Raw genomic sequence first — 17181 nt, 5'->3', positions numbered from 1 at the left:
GTGCCCCGCGCCCCCGGCCGCCGGGGGGGGCCGGCCCGCGCGGCTGACCGGAGGGCCCCGCTCCGGCGTACGGAGCGGGCCCTTCCGGTGTGTCGCGGTCAGGCGTCCGGGTCAGCGGGCCGGCGTGCCCTGCGGCTGCTGCGGGGCGATGCCCAGGGCCGCGCTGTACTGGGCCAGGGCCAGCTTGCCGATGGCCGGGTAGGGGCCGATCGCCTCGGCGGCGGAGCAGCCCGCCTCCTCGGCCGCGTCCGCCACCAGGGCCGCGTCGATCTCGGGGCCGATCAGGTACGGCGCCAGCGCCAGCTGCTGCGAGCCCGAGGCACGAAGCTGCTCGGCGACGGAGGCGATCGAACCCTCCTGGTCGAGGGCCGCGGCGATCACCGGCACGGCCAGGCGCGCGGCGAGCAGCATGCCGGTGATCCCGGCGGCCTGCACGGCCTCCTCGCCACCGACCGAGGCCAGGATGATGCCGTCCGCGGCGGTGGCCACGGTGAACAGACGGGCGCGGTCCGCGCGGGCCAGACCCGCCTCGGACAGACGCACGTGCAGCGCCTCCGCCAGCAGCGGGTGCGGGCCGAGGACGTCGGTCAGATCGGCGGCGATCCGGCTCTCCATCACGGCCTGGCGGACCTGGCGCAGCAGGGCGCTGTCCGGACCGGCCAGCAGGGGCACGACGACGGCGACGGGGCCGTCGGGCTCCTTGACCTCGACACCGGCGGCGAGGGCCTGCTCGTAGCGGGCGGTGCGCTCTTCGGCGGCGTGCGTGAGCACGGACTGAAGGGTCGGGAACTCCGCGTCGTCCCCGTCGAGGTAACCGATGCGGGCGTCGAGGCCGGGGAGCTCGGAGCGGGCGATGCTCACGACCTCCTCGGCGAGTCCGCGCGTGGCGGTACCGGGGGTGCCCGGCACGGCCAGGACAAGCGCGGGCGCGCCTTCGGGAGCCGCCAGGGGCTCGGGTCGCCGGTGCCGCCCAGGCTGGCGGGGGCGCGGCATTCGTACAGGCAGGCCGGACGCGGGCCCAGTGGGGGAGCTCATGGCGCCGCATGTTACTGGCTTACCGGGTTCCCCTGTTCGGGGAGGGTGCAGGTGAGCGGTATCCGTCCGGTTTTGTCTGATGAGTTACGTGCGGATCAGAAGTGATCGGCGTGACTTCCGGGCGAATTGTCCCGCACGGGGGTAATCCCCTTTTTGGGGGCCACGTACAGCATTGTTCCGTCACTCGGCAGGGTGAGTGCGTCAGTTGCCAGGTCAGCGGCCATGCGGACCGATCCGTGCAGGGGATCGCCGTCGGCCGGAACCTGGTGCGCGTGGGGGAGCTTTTGCGTCAGTTCGATCTCCAGCGGGCGGAGCAGGGGGTCGCCCATCCGGAACAGGCCACCGGTGAGGGCGATCCGGGGTTCGCCCGAGGCCGGGCAGACGGCGGCCGCGGACTCGGCCATCTGCCGGGCGGCCGCGCCCAGGATGTCCAGGGCGACGGGGTCGCCCCGGTGCGCGCAGTCGGCCACCGCGGGCGCGAAGGAGGCCAGGACGGCGGCCCGGTCGGTGCGTGGGTAGAGCCGGCCGGGCAGGGTGGGAAGCGGCCCGAACTCCGCCTCCGCGCGGGCCCGCAGCCGGGCCGAGCCGCCCGGCCGCCCGTCGTGTGCGCGCAGCGCGGCCTCCAGGCCGGCCCGTCCGATCCACGCGCCGCCGCCGCAGTCGCCCAGCAGATGTCCCCAGCCGTCCGCGCGACGCCAGCCGGTGAGGTCCGTGCCGATCGCGATCAGCCCGGTCCCGGCGGCGATCACCGCCCCCGGGCTCGGCCCGAGAGCGCCGACGTAGGCGGTGACGGCGTCGGCCGCCAGGGCGACCTTCGCCACCCCGAACTCCCGGGCCAGCGCGCCGGGGAGTTCGTCGCGCAGCGCGTCGCCCAGGGTGCTCAGCCCGGCCGCGCCGACGACGGCCGCGGCCAGCTCTCGCACTCCGGTCTCGGCCGTCAACGCCCGGACCATGGGCACCAGTTGTTCCATCAGGTGCTCCGGGTCGATGCCCCGCGCGCCGGTGCGCACCGGCACGGTGGACGCCCGCCGGGCCAGGACGCCCCGGTCCGCGGCGGCGAGGGCCGCACGCAGTCCGGAGCCTCCGGAGTCCACGGCGAGCAGACCGGCCGGGGCGCCCCGGTCCGTCACGGCAGGCGCCAGTCCACGGGCTGACCGCCCTGGCCGATCAGCAGGTCGTTGGCCCGGCTGAAGGGGCGGGAGCCGAAGAATCCGCGGTCGGCCGACATCGGGGAGGGGTGGACCGACTCCACGGTCGGGAGCTGCCCCAGGAGCGGGCGCAGGTTACGGGCGTCGCTGCCCCACAGGATGGACACGAGAGGCTTGCCGCGCGCGGCAAGGGCCCGTATCGCCTGTTCGGTGACCTTCTCCCAGCCCTTGCCCCGGTGCGCGCCCCGCTCCCGCGGGGCGTTGGTGAGCGCCCTGTTGAGCAGCAGTACGCCCTGCCGGGTCCACGGTGTCAGATCACCGTTGGAGGGCTGGGGCAGCCCCAGGTCGGTGTTCAGCTCCCGGTAGATGTTGATCAGGCTGCCCGGCAGCGGCCGTACGTCGGGCGCGACCGAGAAGGACAGCCCCACCGCGTGTCCCGGGGTCGGGTAGGGGTCCTGGCCGACGATGAGGACGCGTACCTCGTCGAAGGGCTGCTGGAAGGCCCGCAGGACGTTCGCTCCGGCCGGGACGTAGGTGCGTCCGGCGGCGATCTCCGCGCGCAGGAAGTCGCCCATTTCGGCGATCTTCCCGGCGACGGGTGCGAGGGCCTGGGCCCAGCCGGGTTCGACGATCTCGTGCAAGGGTCGTGGTGCCACGGGCGTCACCCTACTGCCGTACGGGCTATGGCGATCAACCGGTGGCCAAGGCCGTACAAGGGCGGCCCGACAGGCTTCATCATCCAGTGCGTCGGTTCCATCAGGTGCTTCTGTCTCCTCTTTCCTCTGTCAGGTTTTCTCTGTCGAGTCTCTCGGCCCGGGTCTCTTCGGTCAGGCGACGACCGCCGCCCGGACGCACAGCACGTCCGGAAGATGGGACACCAGTTGCCGCCAGCTGTCGCCGTCGTCGGCCGACGCGTACACCTCGCCGTTGCGGTTGCCGAAGTACACCCCCGCCGGGTCGGCGTCGTCCGTGCAGAGGGCGTCGCGCAGCACCGTGCCGTAGTGGTCCTCCTGGGGCAGGCCCGCCGACAGCGGTTCCCAGCTCCGGCCCGCGTCCGCCGTACGGAAGAGCCGGCACCGCCGGTCGGCGGGCACCCGGTCCGCGTCGGCGTTGATCGGGTAGACGTACGCCGTGTCGCCCCGATGGGGGTGCGCGGCGGCGGCGAACCCGAACGTGGACGGCAGCCCCTCGCCGATGTCGGTCCAGTGGGCGCCCGCGTCGTCGCTGCGGTACACCCCCCAGTGGTTCTGGAGGTACAGGCGGTCCGGGGTCGCCGCGTCCTGGGCGATCTTGTGCACGCACTGGCCGAACTCGGGGTTCGGATCCGGCAGGAACACCGCCGAGACACCGGAGTTGGACGGCGCCCAGCTCGCGCCGCCGTCGGTCGTGCGGAACACTCCCGCCGTGGAGACGGCCACCGTCACGGCCGCGGGGTCCCGCCTGTCGGTGATCACGGTGTGCAGGCCCTCACCGCCGCCGCCCGGCACCCAGCGCGAGCGCGTGGGATGTTCCCACAACGGCCGGACGAGTCCGAAGCTCTCGCCGCGGTCCTCGGAGCGGTACAGCGCGGCGGGTTCCGTGCCCGCGTACACCACATCGGGCTCGGCCGCCGCCGGGTGCAGCTGCCACACCCGCTCCAGCGAAGCCCCCGTGTCCTTCGGGAACCTGACGGCGGGCCGGGCCGGGCCGGTTCGGTCCACGTCCGCCCCAGGTCGTCGGAGTGGAACACGGACGGGCCCCAGTGGGCGCTGTCGCCGCCGGCCAGCAGCCGCGGGGTCGTACCCCTGGTGTCGACGGCCACCGAGTACACGGCCTGGGCGTTGAAGTACGGACTCTCGTCGAACTCCCATGCGCCGCCGCGCCGCCGCCCGATGAACAGGCCTTTGCGGGTACCCACGGCGAGCAGTACCTCGGACATGTCGATCACCTCCGCGACAGAGTGCTCCCGGACATCGGCCAGTCTGCACCCCGCCTCTGACAGTCACCCGGCAGCCGATGTCCGTGCAGGTCACAGGGCGCGGTGTCGGTCGAGGGACGCCAGTCTGCGCTGTTGGACGAACAGCTTCCGGGCACTTTCGGACAGACGCCTGCGCGGGTCGAAGGACCCGTGGGAACGTCGAGCCGGAGGACTCGCCCTGAGCATCGCGGCCGCCTCTCCCGTATGGGAGGGCGGTCCGGGATGTTCGTGCGCTCACGAGGAGGAAGCCTTCGATGGCGTTCCGTGGTCCGAAGGTGTGGCTGTGGCGCTGGCGGCGCAATCCGCTCAGACGCCGTGCCGACGCGATGGAGGGCTGGGTCCTGCTCGGAGCCTGGGTGCTCACCGTCCTGGCCGGCGTGCTCGCCGGGCTGACGGCGACCCGGTCCGTCGAGGGCGAACTGGCCCGCGAGCGCGAGGACTGGCGCCCCGCCGTCGCCCACCTCTCCGAGCGCGCGCCCGGCACGGCCGACGCACACACCGGCACCGCCAGCGGAGACCGGGTGTGGGGGAGGGCGGCCTGGACCGCGGTCGACGGGACGGCGCACTCCGGACTCGTCCGGGTCCGGCCCGGCAGCGCCGCGGGCACCCCGGTCGTGGTCTGGACGGACCGCCGGGGCGCCCTGGTGAGCAGGCCCGCCACCCCCTACGAGGCCCGGCTGCGGGCCTCGCTGATCGGCGGCCTGGCCGGCGTGAGCACCGCAGCCGTCCCCTTCATCGTCGGCCGCGCAGTCCGCGCCCGACTGGAACGCCGCCGCATGGACCAGTGGGACGTCGACTGGGCGCGGTTCGACCCGCTCTGGGGACACCGGACGGGCTGAGCCTCACTCCCCGTCAGGCAGCGCCCGGCTCAGGATCGCGTCGAGGTCCGCCGAGTCGGGCAGCGTGCCGAAGGCGTACCCCCAGTCGCCGCCGAGCCGGGTCGCGCAGAAGGCGTCGGCGACCGCGGGCGGGGCGTACCGCACCAGCAGGGAGGCCTGGAGGGCGAGGGCCATCAGCTCCACCAGCCGACGGGCGCCGGACGGCGACGCACCGGCCAGACCGCTCCTGAGCCGGGACACCGTCGCGTCCAGGCGGGCGTCCGCACCCCGGGCCAGGTCGAGTTCGGCGAACAGGGCGTCCGCGGCACCGGGCTCACGCCCCAGCGCCCTGAGCACGTCCAGGGCGTTGACGTTGCCCGAGCCCTCCCAGATCGACAGCAGGGGCGCCTCGCGGTAGTGCCGGGGCATGCCCGACTCCTCCACGTAGCCGTTGCCGCCCAGGCACTCCAGCGCCTCCGCCGTGAAGGCGGGACCGCGCTTGGTGACCCAGTACTTGCCGACGGCGGTGGCGATCCGGCGGAACGTGCGCTCACCGGCGTCCCCGCGCACCGCCCGGTCCGCCGCGCCCGCCAGCCGCAGGGTGAGCGTCGTCGCGGCCTCCGACTCGAGCGCGAGGTCGGCCAGGACGTTGCGCATCAGCGGCTGGTCCAGCAGTCGCGCGCCGAACGCGCTGCGGTGGCGCACATGGTGCCCCGCCTCCACGAGCGTCTTGCGCATCAGCGCCGCCGACATCATCACGCAGTCCAGCCGCGTGCAGTTGACCATCTCGATGATGGTCTTGACGCCCTGGCCCTCGGGCCCCACCAGCCACGCCACCGTCCCGTCGAACTCCGGCTCGGAGGAGGCGTTGGACCGGTTGCCGAGCTTCTCCTTCAGGCGCTGGATGCGGAAGGTGTTTCGGCTGCCGTCGGGCAGGACCCGCGGCACCAGGAAGCAGGACAGACCCTCCGGGGCCTGGGCCAGCACCAGGAATACGTCGCACATCGGCGCCGACGTGAACCACTTGTGCCCGCGCAGGGTGTACACGCCCGGCTCGGCGGTGGGCGTGGCCACGGTCGTGTTCGTGCGGACGTCCGAACCGCCCTGCTTCTCGGTCATCCCCATGCCCGCGAGCAGCCCGCGCTTCTCGGTCGGCACCCGCAGCCCCGGCTCGTACTCCCTGCTGGTCAGCAGCGGTTCGTAGATCTTGGCGAGGTCCGGCTGGCGGCGCAGGGCGGGAACGGCGGCGTACGTCATCGAGGTCGGGCAGCCGTGCCCGGCGTCGGTGTGCCCCCACACCAGGCCGCCGGCCGTACGGGCCACGTGGGCACCGGGCCGTTCGTCCGCCCAGGGCGAGCCGGCCAGGCCCTCGGCGACCGCGGTCCGCATCAGCTGGTGCCAGCTCGGATGGAAGTCGACCTCGTCGACGCGGTGGCCGTAGCGGTCGTGGGTGCGCAGCTCGGGCTCGTGGCGGTTGGCCAGCTCGGCCCACTCCTGCGCCTCGGCGCCGCCGGCCAGCACGCCGAGGCGCCGGACGTCGTCCTCGGCCCAGCCGGCCCCCTCCCGGCGCAGCCCCTCCAGCAGCGCCGTGTCGGCGGAGGCGTCGTACGGGGTCAGGGGAGGGGCCTGGTTGGTGACGTCGTGGGTGGCATCACGGGTGGTGCGGGGGCCGGCGCCGGCCGGGGCCGGGTGCGGGGCGTCGTGCGGCGGCTGCTCGTGCGCGAGTGTCGAGACCATGCCCTCATGTTGCACCTTCGCTGCGGTTGTAGCAATGATGCAATATGCGGGCGCACGTAAAGTAAGCGCCGTGCCCCTGCGGATGAACGTGCCGGCCGAGCCCGGCGAGGTCGACCTGCGGCCCCTGTCCGCGCGCTCGGTCGTGCTGAGCCTGCTGCTCGGCGCCCACCCGCCCGAGCTCCCGGTGCGCGACCTCGTCAGCGCCGTCGAGCCCTTCGGCGTCGGCGGGTCGACGCTCCGTGCGGCGCTGAGCCGGATGGTGGCGGCGGGCGATCTGCGGCGTACGGACGCCGTCTACGGTCTCAGCGACCGACTGCTGTCCCGCCAGCGCCGCCAGGACGAGGCCGTGCAGCCCCGCACGCGCGCGTGGCACGGCGACTGGGAGATGGTGGTGATCACGGCGACCGGGCGCGGCCCCGCCGAACGCGCCGACCTCAGGACCCGGCTGACCGCGCTCCGGCTGGCCGAACTCCGCGAGGGCGTCTGGCTGCGGCCCGCCAATCTGCTGCGCACGCTGCCGGAGGACCTGGAGCCGGTGGCCCAGCACTACACCGCGCGCCCCGGGGGAACCGCGGCCGACCGGGCCGGGGCGGGCACAGGCGCGGGCGATGGCAGGGCAGCCGACGGCCCGGCGGCCGACCGCACCTCGGCCGGGCTGGCCGCGAGCCTGTGGCCGCTGGACGCCTGGGCCGCCACCGCCCGGTCCCTGCTCGCCCATGTGGCGCGCGCCGACCGCCCGGCCGACCGCCTCACCGGCTTCGCGGCGGTCGTACGCCATCTGCTCGCCGACCCCGTGCTGCCCGCCGAACTCCTGCCGGACGACTGGCCGGGGGCGGCGCTGCGGTCCGCGTACACGGACTATCAGGGGGAGTTGGCACGGACGGTGCGGCAGCACGGCCGCCGGGACGGCGGCGCGGCGGCCGCGGGCGCCCGGTGAACCCGGTGCCGTGCGGCCGCCGCGCGGACGGTCACTTGTAGGTGATGTCCGAGGTGGCGTACTTGCAGTAGGTGCTGTCGGGGCCCGAGCCGTTCGTGGTCGGCTCGGCGCCCGTGTTGTTGCCGATGTACTTCTGGCAGGGGACGATCTTCTTGCTGGAGTCCCCGACGATGGTGATCTTCTTCAAGGTCGCGCTGTCGCCGTAGTTGGTGTTGATGCCGACGAGCTTGCTGCCCTTGTAGGTCGCCTCGATGGTGTTGAGGTTGATCGTCCGCTTGTACTGCGTCTTGCAGTTGCCGCACGAGCGGACGAAGGTGCCGAAGGTCTGCACGGCGAAGTTCGAGACGTTCAGGGTTCCGGCCCCGTTGAACTGGAACACCTTGTCGCTGGCTTCCTTCGCACCGCCGCCGGAGACGGTGTACACGTTGGACGCCGAGGAGCCCAGGAACGTCGCCGCGTCTTCGCCGACGTCCTCCCACCAGACGTTCTGGAGCGTGCAACTGCCCAGGCAGTGGATGCCGTCGGCGGCGGGGGCGCCGATGATGACGTTCTTCAGGACGGTGCCGGCGGCCAGTTCCAGGATCGGCCCCTGGTCCTCGTCCTGGCTGCCGCTGCCCAGGTCCCCGGTGCCGTAGAGGCGCAGCATCCCGTAGTCCTTGGTGCCGGAGACCGAGATGGTGGACGAGACGGCCTGGCTGCCGCTCGCGGTGGGCCAGGTGGCCGCGCTCGCGGGGGTGAGCGCGCCGCTTGTCGTGATCATGCCAAGCGAGAGGCCGAGGACGGCGAGCGAGCCGGTGACGGCGCGCCCTCGGGCGCGTGGCCGTGCGGGTGAGGTCATGTCCCGATACCTGCTTCCGGATGGGGGGTGGTCAGATCTTTCCGGTGCCCGCGCCCGACGTCACCGAGGCGACGACGGTCGAGGCGGGTTCGGCGGTGTAGCTGTAGGGCGGGCTGGTGAAGGTGCCCACCTGGGAGATCTCGGTGGCGGCCCCGCCGAGGTCGTTGCCGCTCAGATTGGCGTAGCCGTCCACGTCGCTGTCGCGGCTCGTCGTCACGGCGACGGCGGTCGAGCGGAACACGTTGTTCTGGACGAACATCTGGGCGCCCATGCGCGAGTGCACCGCGGTGTCGGCGCCGACCACGTAGTTGTCGTAGAAGTGCCCGGTGCCGAAACGCAGGCTGGGGATGCGCGAGTTGACGTTGCTGAAGTAGTTGTGGTGGTACGTCACCCGCAGATGCCCGGTGTCCTCGCTCGCGTTGCTGTCGCTGTGGCCGACGAGCGAGCCCTTGTAGTGGTCCTTGAAGGTGTTCCAGGACACCGTGACGTAGTCCGAGCCGTGGGTGATGTCGAGCAGGCCGTCGTAGTAGTCCTTGTCGTGGTCGCGGTCCGACGAGAAGGAGTTGTGGTCGACCCACACCTTCGTGGAGGCCTGGACGGTGATGCCGTCGGCGGGCGCCACCGGCTTGCTGATGTTGAGGTTGCGGATGACGACGTTGGTCACCTTCTTCAGCCGCAGCCCGCCACCGGTGAAGCCGGACGCCGAACCGACGCCCAGGACCGTGGTGTTGGACCCGATGTCGACCTGACCGCTCAGCGGGATGAGGCCGTTGACCTTGACGACCTTGGCCGAGTCGCCCGTCACCGCCGTCTTGAAGGCGGCCAGTGTCGTGACGGTGACCGCCGTACTGCCGCCGCCGCCGGTGGTCCCGGCGCCGAACCCGACCGGGGAGGTGTCGGCCGCCCCGGCCGGCTGGGGGAGGACGAGGACGACGGCCGTGGCGAGAGCGGCGGCGCCGGCGGCCAGTGCGGAGCTCCGTGCGCGGGTGCGCTGGAGGCGAGTGCGCATGCGGGTGCGTCCCTTCAGTGGGGGTCAGGGTGGTCATGTATGTGCATGACGTACGCCATGTAGAACGCTGCGTGCGGTCAGCGTGGCCCTTTCCTGGCTAGAGCCCGAGGTGTCGGTCACACTGTTGAACGGAACGTAGGGTGCAAGCGCTTTCTAGTCAACGCCTCGCGCAGAACGTGTTCCGGCTCTCCCTGACGACGGTGAGGGCTTTCCAGGTCAGGCGCGGGAGCGCTCCCATGACAGACTTCGAAGTCGGGGCGGCCGGGTTTCCGGTCCGGTGGGCGCAGGGCGCGGGGCTGTCGTCCGGCGGGGTGGAAGGCGCCGCGAGCCGGCGGCGAGCTGCTACGGACGTCCCGGGCCGGCCGGGGTCCGGGCCGCGGTCAGCAGCGATTCCCAGTCCGGCAGCTTGACGACACCCCGCCCCAGGGAGGCCCCGAGCTCGGCCTCGGCGCGTTCGATCGCCAGCCAGCCCGCCCAGGTGACCGGCTCGGCCCCCTCGGCCCGCAGAGCCGTGAGGGGATCCTCGGGCAGCTCCCTCGCGCCGAGCGCGGGGGCATCCGCGAGCAGCGAGGCCACCGTCTCCTTCGCGCACGGCCGGTTGGTGCCGATGACCCCGGTCGGCCCCCGCTTGATCCAGCCCGCCACGTACTCGCCCGGCACCACGGCTCCCGCGCGCAGGACGCGTCCGGCCAGATGCGGGACCGTGCCGTGGTCCGCGTCGAACGGCAGGCCCTCCAGCGGCAGTCCGCGGTAGCCCACCGACCGCAGCACCAGTTGCGCCTCGATGTCCTCGTACCGGCCGGTGCCGCGCACCCCGCCGTGTCCGTCGGGCTCCGTGCGCTCGAAACGCACCGCGCCCACGCGCCCGTTGTCGGCGAGCACTTCCACCGGCCGCAGGAAGAAGCGCAGCCCGATCCGGCGCGCGGATCCCGTCGGCGGTCGCGCCGCCCAGTCGCGCAGCACCTCGATGTTGCGGCGCTGCGCGGCGGGCAGGCCGCCGGGATCGCCGTACGCCGGATCGACGGCCAGCTCGGCGGGATCCACCGTGATTCCGGTGTCCGGCAGGGAGCCCAGCTCGCGCAGCTCCTTGGTGGTGAAGCGGGCCTGGGAAGGGCCGCGGCGGCCCACCATCCGGATGTCCCGCACCCGGCTCGCGGCCAGCGCGGCCAGCGCGGCCTGCGGCATGTCGGTGGGGCTGAGTTCGGCCGGGCCGCGGGCCAGCATCCGCGCCACGTCGACGGCGACGTTCCCCATGCCGATGACCACGGCCGCACGGGCCCCGGCCACGTAGGGGTCGTCCGCGGCGTCGGGGTGGGCGCTGTACCAGGACACGAACTCCGTCGCCGACCAGCTGCCCGGCAGGTCCTCGCCCGGGATCCCGAGGTGCCGGTCGGCGGCGGCGCCCACGCAGTACACCACCGCGTGGTACAGCTCCCGGAGCCGGGCGGCCGGGATCCCGTCAGCGCCGACCCGCACCCCGCCCAGGAAGCGCACCCGGTCGTGCTCCAGGACCGTGCGCAGGTTCTTCTGGAGCGACTTGATCTTCTCGTGGTCCGGTGCCACGCCGTAGCGGACCAGGCCGTACGGGCACGGCAGCCGGTCCAGGACGTCGACGTACGCCCGGGGGTCCTGCTCGACGAGGTTCTGGGCGGTATAGCACCCGCTCGGCCCGGAGCCGACGACGGCGACACGCAGCACGGCGGAACTCCTTGTCCGAGGGGTACGGGGGATCGGAGGAGGTCGCTGACGACTTCAGCATCGCACCGCGGCGGCTGCGCTGACAGGGTGCTGTGGCGTTCGGGCGTGCGCGTGTCCGTTCTTATGGAATGTGATCATGCGGTTACGTCACGTGTGTGCTGGATGCATCCTTTCTTGATCTTTCGGATCGCTCCGCCTCGGACGGTGTCGTGTCCGTGTGGCCGGCGTGGGAGCTGCGGGAGGGGGCGGAGTCGACCGCGTGGTTCGACGTCAGGCTGGTCTTCGCCGACGGAGCCCGGGTCGACGCGCTCGCCGTGCTGTCCGGCGGCCGCGTCTCCATCGAGGAGGTCCGGGCGCAGCCGCCTCTCTCCTTCGGCGACCTCGCGGTTCTTCCGGACTGGATCAGGGGTCCGCTGTACGAGGTGTGCGGGCCGCCCGCCGAACGGGAGCGGGGGGCGGGCCAGGGTCCGGCCGGGGCGCCCGAGTGCGGCATCGGTGAGACCGTCTGCGGCCTTGGCCTTGGCCTTGGCCTCGGCCTCGGCGTCGGTCCCGGTCCCGGCGCCGTGCCCTCCGGCGCGCGTCGCGCCCGGCCCGGCTGGCCGCGCGGCAGCGAGGGGCGGTGGCTGGTCGCGCAGGAGTACCGGGCGGCCCAGCGGGAGGGTGCCGACCCCGTGCTCGCGGTGATGTGCGCGACCGGGCGCAGCCGTCGAAGATCGCTGAGGATGATCTCGCAGGCCCGGGACGCCGGGTACCTGGCACCGCGCCACGCGCGGCGCTGACGGGGGCGGATCCTGCGGCGCGCGGCTTCCGGCCCTACGGCTGTTCCGTCTCCCGCATCCTCCGCATCCGGGTGATCTCGCTCGTCTGCTGGGCGATCACGTCGTCGGCCATCTCCTCGATCCGGACGTTGTTGCCCTGCGCCTTCACCTCCGTGGCCATGCTGATCGCCCCTTCGTGGTGGGCGATCATCAAGGTGAGGAACAGTTCGTCGAAGGCCTTGCCCCTGGCCGCGCGCAGCTCCGTCAGCTGATCCGTGGTCGCCATGCCGGGCATCGAGGTGTGCTCGTGCGCGTCGGCGCCGCCGTTCTCGGCGTAGGGCTTCAGCCAGCTCTCCATCGCGGTGATCTCCGGTCCCTGGGCCGCCGCGATCCGCTCGGCGATCCGCTTGACGCCGGTCGACTGCGCGCGGCCGGGGGCCAGCCGGGTCATCTCCAGGGCCTGGGCGTGGTGTTCGATCATGTGGCGCGCGTATCGGAGATCCGCCGCGTTGGGGGTGTCGTCGTCGGCGCGCTGCCGGGCCGCCTCCTCGGCGGACAGGGTCCGGTTCGCCTCGCCGGGCCCGCCCGGCACGATCACCGAAGGGCCGCCGGTGCCGTTCGGCTCGGGCCCGGAGACGGGGGCCGGGTCGCAGCCCCCGAGCGCGAGTGCGGACACGGCGGCCGCGCAGGCCAGGGCGAGGGACGTACGGGACGAGTGGCGAGGGAGCACAACGACCTCCTGTGGCAGGCGGGTTGAGCAACGGGAAGTGCGGGGCAGGCTGGTACGGACAGGGAAGGCGGGGCGGGAGAGGTGCCCCGCGTGTCATGGATCGGGCGGTTCCCTGACTGTCCCGTTGCCCTCTTTTGGTATGTGCATGACGAAGACGATACTTCGGGGGAACGTGAACCGTTCCCGTGTGCATGCGACGAGGGAGGATGCAGTGACCCTGTCGAACCATCCCCGAACACGGCACAGAAGAACCGGAGTCGGCGCGGTCGTGGCCGGACTCGTGGCCGCGCTGCTCACCGCGGTACCGGCGGCCGCCACCCCCGACCCGGGGGACGGCCCGGCGGCGCGCCAGGAGATCTCCTCCGGCGCCGGAGCCCGGGCGGCACGGGCGATCGCCGACGGCGAGATACCCGGCCAGGACGAGATCGTCCACTCCGCCAACATCGAGCACCTGGCCAACGTCCCCAAGGAGGCCTTCACCGGACTCAACTCGGATCTTGCCTTCCAGGGCAGATACGCCTTCGCCGGCAACTACGACGGCTTCCGGATCTTCGACATCGGCAACCCGAAGGCGCCGAGGACGGTCGCCCAGGTGCTGTGCCCCGGCTCGCAGAACGACGTCTCCGTCTCCGGCAACCTGCTGTTCCTGTCCACCGACTCCTCGCGCAGCGACAGCAGTTGCAACAGCACCACGCAGCCCGCGACCGAGAAGTCGTCGTGGGAGGGCATGAAGATCTTCGACATCAGCGACAAGGCGAACCCGAAGTACGTCGCCGCAGTCGAGACCGCCTGCGGTTCACACACCCACTCCCTGGTGCCCGAGCGCAAAAACGTCTACATCTACGTCTCCTCGTACTCGCCGAGCGCCACCTACCCCGACTGCCGGCCGCCGCACGACGGCATCTCGGTGATCAAGGTGCCGCGCAACGCCCCCGAGAAGGCGGCGGTGGTGAGCTTCCCCGTCCTGTTCCCCGGTGAGGGCCCGGACGGCGGCGGCAACCCGGGTTCGCCCACCAACCCGGGTGTCTCCAAGACCACCGGCTGCCACGACATCACGGTGCTGCCGGACAAGGACCTGGCCGCGGGCGCGTGCATGGGCGACGGCATCCTGTTCTCCATCAAGGACCCCGAGCACCCGAAGGTCATCGACCAGGTCGAGGACAACGTCAACTTCGCGTTCTGGCACTCGGCGACCTTCAACCAGAAGGCGAACAAGGTCGTGTTCACCGACGAACTCGGCGGCGGCGGTGCGGCCACCTGCAACGCGACCGTGGGCCCCGACCGCGGCGCCGACGGCATCTACGACATCGTCGGCAAGGGCGACCGGCGCAAGCTCGTCTTCCGCGCCTACTACAAGATCCCCCGCCACCAGGCCGACACCGAGAACTGCGTGGCCCACAACGGCTCGCTGATCCCGGTCAAGGGCAAGGACATCATGGTCCAGGCCTGGTACCAGGGCGGCGTCTCGGTATGGGACTTCACCGACTCGACCGCGCCCAAGGAGATCGCCTACTTCGAGCGCGGTCCGCTGTCCACGACCACGCTCTCCATCGGCGGTTCGTGGTCGGCGTACTACTACAACGGCTACATCTACTCGAACGACATCGCCAAGGGCCTCGACGTACTGAAGCTCGACGACCGGCGCACGGATCCGGCCGAGCGGGTGCGGTTGCGCGAGCTGAACGTGCAGACCCAGCCGGACTACTTCGACTGATCGGCCGGCCGTCCGTCCGTCGCGAAGAAGCGCGACAGATCCGTCTGCTCCGTCCCGCCGGGCGCCTCGGTGTCCGGCGGGACCCCCATCTCCCAGTCCAGTCCGTAGCGTTGGAACAGTTCGGTGCGCAGGGGCGTGATGGGCAGGGGGATGTTCGGCATGACCATCGCGTAGACGGCGCCCATCAGCAGGGAGCGCAGCATCGGGTAGTCGGCGTCGACGTTCTGCGAGCCGCGCCGCACCACGGTGTCCCGCAGCAGCTCGGCCAGTCGCTGCTGCTCCGGACACTGCACGAAGCCCTCGGCCTGGAGCAGGCCCGCCATGTGCTGGCGCATCAGCACGGGCTGGTCGCGGGCCAGTCCGAGGACCGCGTCGACGGCTCGTGCCATCCGCTCCCGCCCGTCCTCGGTGTGCGGCTCGCGCTCCAGCGCCTCGTCCAGGGTGCGGTGCATCAGCCGGTGCACGGCCGACTGCACGAGGTGGCGCTTGCCGGGGAAGTAGTAGGAGACCAGGCCCCGCGCGGATCCCGCACGGTCGGCTATGTCGCCGAGCGTCGTGGCCTCGTACCCGCGTTCCCGGACCAGTTCGACCGCTGCCTGAAGCAGCCGTTCCCGGGAACGTCGCCGCAATTCTTCATTGACCGAGGCGCTGCGCGGGGACATGCTGGAACTCCTGCGTTGACTGGCCGACAGCCAACTATACTCAACGCGTCCTGGCCGACCCCTGTGCGGGGCCGGCCGGGCTGTCGTCCGCCTCGGGCGACGCGGGGGATCGTCCGAGGCGGGCGTCCTTCCCGCACTGGTAGTTGCCTTAGGCGATGTGTGCTGTGTCCTGGGTGTTTCCGGTGTCCCGTGTCAACTCGGTCCCGGAGAGGGCGAGATCGGCCTCGGGGAGCGCCGCGCGCAGCCAGGGGCCGACGGACTCGATACGGCGGAGAGCGCCGCGGAAGTCCGACAGGACGGCGCTCATGCGCGGGACCCTACCCGGTTGCCGTCCGGGCCTGGCCGCGGGGACCCGGCCCGCAGGTCGCTTGCGCGAGTCGAGCGTGCGAGCGGGGCGTGGGAGTCGGCCGTGCAGGTGCTAGCCGAGTGTCCGCAGTGCCGGTACGAGTGCCACCAGGACCGGGACCAGCGGCACCAGCGCGCCCGCCGCCGTCAGCCGCAGACGGTGCGCGGCGGTGAGCCGGCGCGCGGGAGCGAGGAGGCGGTCGACGCGCTGCGGAACATGGGCGTGCGGGGCCGGGCCGGGACCGAACACGCCCCGGTCCTCGTTGAGTTCGACCAGCGCGAGGGCGGTCGTCAGCCGGCCGAAGCGGCGGGAGGCCATGTCGTCGGCGGCCAGTTCGACCAGCCGGTGCATCTCGGCCTGGAACGCGGCGAACACCGGTACCTGCGGAAACCCGTTGGCCAGCGCGGCCGAGCAGTGCAGCAGCCAGTCGTGCCGGGCCTGTGCGTGGCCCTGCTCATGGGCGAGGACGGCTTCCAGCCGGCGCCCTTTGAGACGGCGCAACGCACCGGTGGTCACCACCAGCCGGGGCGCCGGCCCCGGCAGCCACCAGGTGTCCGGCCGCTCGCCCTCCAGTACCACGAGCCGGTCGCCGGGCGCGGTCTCGCCGGGCAACAGCGGCGCGCGTACGAGCAGTTCGCTCCGGCGACGGCGTCGCCCGAGCCGGGCCCGGCCGACCTCCCGGACCAGCATCGCGGCGCTCCACAGCCCGCCGCACGCGAGTGCCACTGCGATCGTCGCCGCGAACTTCGCCGTCCAGGGGCCCGCCGCGCCGAGCGCGTAGGCCTCCACCACCGCGCGCGGTGCCGGCCCGAAGACCCGGCCGCGCACCGCCTGCCAGGCCGCCGCGGCGCTGAGGGTCATCGACAGCGCACAGCACACCAGTACGGCCACCACCACGCACTGCCACATCCACAGCGCGACCACCGGTTCCCGTTCCGTCCAGTCCGCGCGGGCGAGCAGCCGGGGGGCGAGGACGGCGGTCAGGGCGCCGAGCAGCAACAGTGCCGCGGGGACCATCATGGGAGCACCCTATGAGCGCCGTAGGGCCCAGGGGTACGGGCCGTCCGGGCAAAGTGACGCAAGCAACGATTGCGTGCGGCAAGGACGTTGGCGGCTTCACGCCATCCGAGCCGGTTTCGGACGGTGCGGGTGTCCCGGGACCTCGGCGGGTGCCCGCGGGCTCAGAGCGTCAGCAGCATCGCCACCATGCCGATCCCCATCGACAGCCGGCACGCCCGCGCCAACTCCGGCCGGTCGCCCCACCCTCCGCCGACGGTGCCGCCCGCGACGGGCAGCAGCCGGGTGCCGGACAGCAGCACGTATCCCGCGAAGTAGAGCAGCAACACCCCTGTCACCAACGGCAGTCCGGACCCGCCGTGACCGTGGTGGCGGTCAGGGGCGGCCGCCATCACGACCGCCATGTACACCATGGCCGCCGTGCCCACCAGATGATGCAGATGGTGTGCGTCGGACCGCGCCGCCCACAGAGCGCGCACCCCTGCTGCGCCGAACACGACCGCGTAGGCGGGCCAGGCCCAGGACGGCGGGGTGAACACGGCCGCCGGAACGGCCATCACGGCCATGCCGAAGCCCATGAGCGCCTCGCCGCCCGCGGCCCGGCGCTGCTCCTCGACCCTGCTGCGCATCCGCAGCAGGCAGTAGGCCCCGGTCGCCGCGCAGAGCGCGACCAGCAGCCATCCGGGTGACGCCGGTCCATGCACACGCGCCTCCCCGCTCGGCGGTCCTGGACGGTCGGTCAAGGGATGCCCAGGTCAGGCGGAGCGCAAGCGAGCG

Annotated in this window: 16 protein-coding genes and 1 pseudogene; 4 read left to right on the top strand and 13 right to left on the bottom strand. The window is 72.7% G+C overall.

All coding sequences use genetic code 11. The features are described from left to right. Positions 1–111 precede the first annotated feature (111 nt). The 4 genes and pseudogenes from ABT085_RS10025 to ABT085_RS10010 form a co-directional block, all read right to left on the bottom strand. Entirely contained in the window at positions 112–1035 is a 924-nt protein-coding gene (locus tag ABT085_RS10025; RefSeq protein ID WP_351604190.1) for a sirohydrochlorin chelatase, read from the bottom strand. Positions 1036–1130: 95 nt separating this feature from the next. Next, the gene (locus ABT085_RS10020) at positions 1131–2165 is read right to left on the bottom strand and encodes an N-acetylglucosamine kinase (protein WP_351604189.1); all 1035 of its coding nucleotides are present in this window, start codon (positions 2163–2165) and stop codon (positions 1131–1133) included. Further along, a complete protein-coding gene (locus tag ABT085_RS10015; RefSeq protein ID WP_351604188.1) occupies positions 2162–2839 on the bottom strand; it encodes a uracil-DNA glycosylase in 678 nt (225 codons plus the stop codon). Before ABT085_RS10015 ends, ABT085_RS10020 begins: the two co-directional genes overlap by 4 nt. Before the next feature lie 171 nt (positions 2840–3010). Beyond that, positions 3011–4101, bottom strand: a pseudogene (locus ABT085_RS10010) (WD40/YVTN/BNR-like repeat-containing protein). Between the two features lie 293 nt (positions 4102–4394). On the opposite strand from ABT085_RS10010, the gene ABT085_RS10005 reads away from it, so the two are divergent. Beyond that, positions 4395–4979, top strand: a complete 585-nt coding sequence (locus ABT085_RS10005) for an Rv1733c family protein (RefSeq protein WP_351604186.1) — start codon at positions 4395–4397, stop codon at positions 4977–4979. A gap of 3 nt (positions 4980–4982) precedes the next feature. Here the strand turns inward: ABT085_RS10005 and ABT085_RS10000 are convergent, their stop codons facing one another. Then, complete coding sequence (locus ABT085_RS10000; RefSeq protein ID WP_351604184.1) at positions 4983–6695, bottom strand: DNA alkylation response protein; 1713 nt, start codon at positions 6693–6695, stop codon at positions 4983–4985. 76 nt (positions 6696–6771) lie between these two features. On the opposite strand from ABT085_RS10000, the gene ABT085_RS09995 reads away from it, so the two are divergent. Next, the gene (locus ABT085_RS09995) at positions 6772–7632 is read left to right on the top strand and encodes a PaaX family transcriptional regulator C-terminal domain-containing protein (RefSeq protein ID WP_351604194.1); all 861 of its coding nucleotides are present in this window, start codon (positions 6772–6774) and stop codon (positions 7630–7632) included. A 31-nt stretch (positions 7633–7663) separates the two neighbouring features. Here the strand turns inward: ABT085_RS09995 and ABT085_RS09990 are convergent, their stop codons facing one another. The 3 genes from ABT085_RS09990 to ABT085_RS09980 form a co-directional block, all read right to left on the bottom strand. Next, on the bottom strand, positions 7664–8470 hold the full coding sequence (locus tag ABT085_RS09990; protein ID WP_351604181.1) for a pectate lyase: 807 nt from the start codon (positions 8468–8470) through the stop codon (positions 7664–7666). Between the two features lie 31 nt (positions 8471–8501). Next, entirely contained in the window at positions 8502–9479 is a 978-nt protein-coding gene (locus ABT085_RS09985; protein WP_351604178.1) for a pectate lyase family protein, read from the bottom strand. A gap of 342 nt (positions 9480–9821) precedes the next feature. Continuing rightward, a complete protein-coding gene (locus tag ABT085_RS09980) occupies positions 9822–11177 on the bottom strand; it encodes an FAD-dependent oxidoreductase (RefSeq protein ID WP_351604176.1) in 1356 nt (451 codons plus the stop codon). 209 nt (positions 11178–11386) lie between these two features. Here ABT085_RS09980 and ABT085_RS09975 point away from each other — a divergent pair, with 209 nt between their 5' ends. Further along, positions 11387–11956 (top strand): DUF6214 family protein, encoded by a 570-nt coding sequence (locus tag ABT085_RS09975; RefSeq protein ID WP_351604174.1) that lies wholly within the window; start codon positions 11387–11389, stop codon positions 11954–11956. Between the two features lie 34 nt (positions 11957–11990). Here the strand turns inward: ABT085_RS09975 and ABT085_RS09970 are convergent, their stop codons facing one another. Then, positions 11991–12665, bottom strand: a complete 675-nt coding sequence (locus ABT085_RS09970; protein WP_351604172.1) for a DUF305 domain-containing protein — start codon at positions 12663–12665, stop codon at positions 11991–11993. Positions 12666–12876: 211 nt separating this feature from the next. Here ABT085_RS09970 and ABT085_RS09965 point away from each other — a divergent pair, with 211 nt between their 5' ends. Beyond that, the gene (locus tag ABT085_RS09965; protein ID WP_351604170.1) at positions 12877–14379 is read left to right on the top strand and encodes an LVIVD repeat-containing protein; all 1503 of its coding nucleotides are present in this window, start codon (positions 12877–12879) and stop codon (positions 14377–14379) included. On the opposite strand, the gene ABT085_RS09960 is transcribed toward ABT085_RS09965, so the two are convergent. The 4 genes from ABT085_RS09960 to ABT085_RS09945 all read right to left on the bottom strand — a co-directional run bounded on the left by ABT085_RS09960 (position 14367) and on the right by ABT085_RS09945 (position 17108). Then, complete coding sequence (locus tag ABT085_RS09960) at positions 14367–15041, bottom strand: TetR/AcrR family transcriptional regulator (protein WP_351604152.1); 675 nt, start codon at positions 15039–15041, stop codon at positions 14367–14369. The two genes, ABT085_RS09965 and ABT085_RS09960, sit on opposite strands and share 13 nt — an antisense overlap. Positions 15042–15189: 148 nt before the next feature. Further along, positions 15190–15348, bottom strand: coding sequence for a hypothetical protein (locus ABT085_RS09955; protein ID WP_351604150.1), 159 nt, complete (start codon positions 15346–15348; stop codon positions 15190–15192). Between the two features lie 111 nt (positions 15349–15459). Then, positions 15460–16407, bottom strand: a complete 948-nt coding sequence (locus ABT085_RS09950; protein WP_351604148.1) for a M56 family metallopeptidase — start codon at positions 16405–16407, stop codon at positions 15460–15462. Positions 16408–16568: 161 nt separating this feature from the next. Next, the gene (locus ABT085_RS09945) at positions 16569–17108 is read right to left on the bottom strand and encodes a DUF5134 domain-containing protein (RefSeq protein WP_351604146.1); all 540 of its coding nucleotides are present in this window, start codon (positions 17106–17108) and stop codon (positions 16569–16571) included. Positions 17109–17181: the final 73 nt, after the last annotated feature.

Origin of the sequence: Streptomyces sp. NPDC002265 (assembly GCF_040296125.1) — a bacterium.
Taxonomy (GTDB): Bacteria; Actinomycetota; Actinomycetes; order Streptomycetales; family Streptomycetaceae; genus Streptomyces.
The sequence above is the reverse complement of the archived record's forward strand: the minus strand, read 5'-3'. Positions and strand labels throughout refer to the sequence as shown.